Genomic DNA, 366 nt, shown 5'->3' on the forward strand with positions numbered 1-366 from the left:
CGGGTGGGGGGGCGCCCCCCCGGCGGCGCCCCCCCCCCCCCCCGCCGGGACGCGCGCCGGGCGCGCCCCCCCCCCCGGGGGGATCCGGGGGGCCAACCCCGGGGGGGGGGCCCGCGCGGCGGCCCCGGCCCCGGCGCCCCGCGGTAACGCGGGTTGCAATCCCCCAGGGGGTACCCCGCACCGTCCGTGACGGATCGTGCGCAGGCGCCCTCGCAGAGCATCGTCCGGCCCCCATCGTCTAGCGGCCTAGGACGCCGCCCTCTCACGGCGGTAACGCGGGTTCAAATCCCGCTGGGGGTACCAGCACGAAGGCCCGGTCCGTTCGCGGACCGGGCCTTCGTCGTCTCCGGGGTCGCGTCGGCGACG

General features: G+C 80.9%; 1 tRNA gene. It reads left to right on the forward strand.

The features are described 5' to 3' along the window. Positions 1 to 227 precede the first annotated feature (227 nt). Positions 228 to 303: transfer RNA gene (locus V5O49_RS00085), tRNA-Glu, on the forward strand. Positions 304 to 366 lie beyond the last annotated feature (63 nt).

The sequence above is a fragment of the Isoptericola haloaureus genome, from assembly GCF_036689775.1.
Classification (GTDB): domain Bacteria; phylum Actinomycetota; class Actinomycetes; order Actinomycetales; family Cellulomonadaceae; genus Isoptericola; species Isoptericola haloaureus.